This is a genomic window from Nocardia sp. NPDC060220, from assembly GCF_042727815.1.
Taxonomy (GTDB): domain Bacteria; phylum Actinomycetota; class Actinomycetes; order Mycobacteriales; family Mycobacteriaceae; genus Nocardia.
This window is the reverse complement of record NZ_JBHWZY010001082.1, coordinates 1-1,994: the sequence shown is the minus strand read 5'-3', so window position 1 is coordinate 1,994 and position 1,994 is coordinate 1. Positions and strand designations below refer to the sequence as shown.

The window sequence follows — 1,994 nt, the reverse complement described above, 5'->3', positions numbered from 1 at the left end:
GGTCCTGCTGTCCGAGGACGGACTGCGCATCGCCCACTCCCGTGGCGTGAGCAAAGACGACGCCGAACGGTTCGCCGCGGCGGCCTCGGGCCTGCGCTCGCTCGGTAAGGCGCTCGGCGAGTTCTGCGGCGGCCCGTCGAACGCGGTGCGCCAGAACATGACCGAGTACGACGAGGGCATGATCATGATCACCGCCGCCGGTGTGGGCGCGCTGCTCGGTGTCGCCACCACCGCCGATGTCGATGTCGCGCTGGTGGCGCATCGGATGAACGAACTGGCCTCGCGCGTGGGTCACGAGATCGGCAGCGCGCCCCGCCTAGGCGGGAGGAATTGAGCCGCGGCAGGCGCGATCCCGATCTGGTGCGGTCCTATGTGCGCACCGGCGGGCGGGTGCGTGCCGCCCATGACCTGGACCTGGTGACCCTGGTCCGTGCCGTCGAGGACGCGCGTCCCGATCACCGCCCCGACGAACGTCGCCTGCTGGCTCTCACCAGCCGCCGCGGCGCTCTGTCGATCGCCGAGCTGTCGGCCTATCTCGACCTGCCCGCCTCCGTCGTGAAGATCATCGTTTCCGATCTGCTCGACAGCGGTCACCTGCACTGCCCCACCCCGGCACAGGTGAAGCCGGAACTCGCATTGATCAAGGAGGTGCTGCATGGCCTCCGCGCCATCGCGGGATGAGGTCGACTACGTCGCGGAAACCGTGACACGGTCGGTGAAGATCCTGGTCGCAGGCAATTTCGGTGTCGGCAAGACCACCTTCGTGTGCGGGGTGTCCGAGATCAGGCCACTGCGCACGGAAGAGACGATCACCGAGGCCAGTATCGGTGTCGACGACATGGCGGGTCTGGGCAGCAAGGTGTCGACCACTGTGGCACTGGATTTCGGCCGCATCACCCTGAATCCCCAACTGGCGCTGTACCTTTTCGGTACGCCGGGCCAGGAACGATTCGCCCCGCTGTGGGAGGAACTGGCTCGTGGTGCCCTCGGCGCGCTGGTGCTCGTCGACACCCGCCGTATCGAGAAGGCCGACGACGTGCTCTCGGCGCTGGAACAGCGTGGCGTGCCGTACGCGGTGGCGGTGAACGAATTCGAAGGATTCCGGCGCTACCCGCTCGAGGAGGTGCGCGAGGCGCTCGACCTCGCGCCCGAGACTCCGGTGATCGCGCTCGACGCACGTCGCCGTGATCAGGGCCTGCGCGCACTGATCACGCTGGCGGAATACCTCTTTCGCAGACAGGAAGCAACAGCGTCATGACGGTCGATATCGCCGCCGACGAACGGGTGGCGATGTGGGCACCCGAATTCGCCGCCGACCCACAGGCGGCGTACCAGCGGATGCGCAGGCGGTTCGGCTCGGTGGTGCCGGTGGAGTTGTCGCCGGGCATCCGGGCCACGCTGGTGATCGGCTATCACACCGCTGTGCGCATCCTCAACGATCCGGAGCACTTCCCGGCCGACCCCCGCATGTGGCAGCGCGACATCCCGCTGGACTGCCCGGTGCTGCCGATGCTGCAGTTCCGCCCAGCCGCGCTGCGCACCACCGGTGCCGAGCACACCCGATACCGGCAGGCCAATGTCGCCGGGATCGCCGGGGTGGATCTGTACGCGATGCACAGCACCGTCGAACAGTTCGCCATCCCGCTGATCAACAGCTTCTGCGCGACCGGGTCCGCGGACTTGCTGAGCCAGTACGCGTTTCCGCTGGTGTTCCAGGCGCTGAACTCGATGCTCGGGTGCACGCCCGAGATCGGGCAGCAGGTCGCCACCGGGATGGCGCAGATCTTCGAAGGTGACGACGCCGAGGCGGGCAACAACCTGCTCGCCTCCGCACTGGCCGATCTGGTGGGGTTGCGCCAGCGCGAACCCGGTGACGACGTCGCCACCCGCCTGCTCCAGCACCCGGCGGCGCTGACCGACGAGGAAATGGTGCACCAGCTGCTGGTGCTCTACGGCGCGGGCATCGAACCGATGCTGAACCTGGTGGTCAACAC

General features: G+C 67.8%; 3 protein-coding genes and 1 pseudogene. All 4 read left to right on the top strand.

Features of this window, described 5'->3' with window-relative positions:
* Nucleotides 1-334 (top strand): roadblock/LC7 domain-containing protein (locus ACFWF3_RS33850; RefSeq protein ID WP_379318062.1); only part of this gene is annotated, 334 nt, incomplete at its 5' end.
* Nucleotides 331-681, top strand: coding sequence for a DUF742 domain-containing protein (locus ACFWF3_RS33845; RefSeq protein WP_056817094.1), 351 nt, complete (start codon nucleotides 331-333; stop codon nucleotides 679-681). The genes ACFWF3_RS33850 and ACFWF3_RS33845, both read left to right, overlap by 4 nt.
* The gene (locus tag ACFWF3_RS33840) at nucleotides 656-1,258 is read left to right on the top strand and encodes an ATP/GTP-binding protein (RefSeq protein ID WP_266289261.1); all 603 of its coding nucleotides are present in this window, start codon (nucleotides 656-658) and stop codon (nucleotides 1,256-1,258) included. The genes ACFWF3_RS33845 and ACFWF3_RS33840 overlap by 26 nt, the downstream gene beginning before the upstream one ends.
* Nucleotides 1,255-1,994 (top strand): annotated as a pseudogene (locus tag ACFWF3_RS33835) (cytochrome P450); the annotation flags it as partial. The gene ACFWF3_RS33840 and the pseudogene ACFWF3_RS33835, both read left to right, overlap by 4 nt.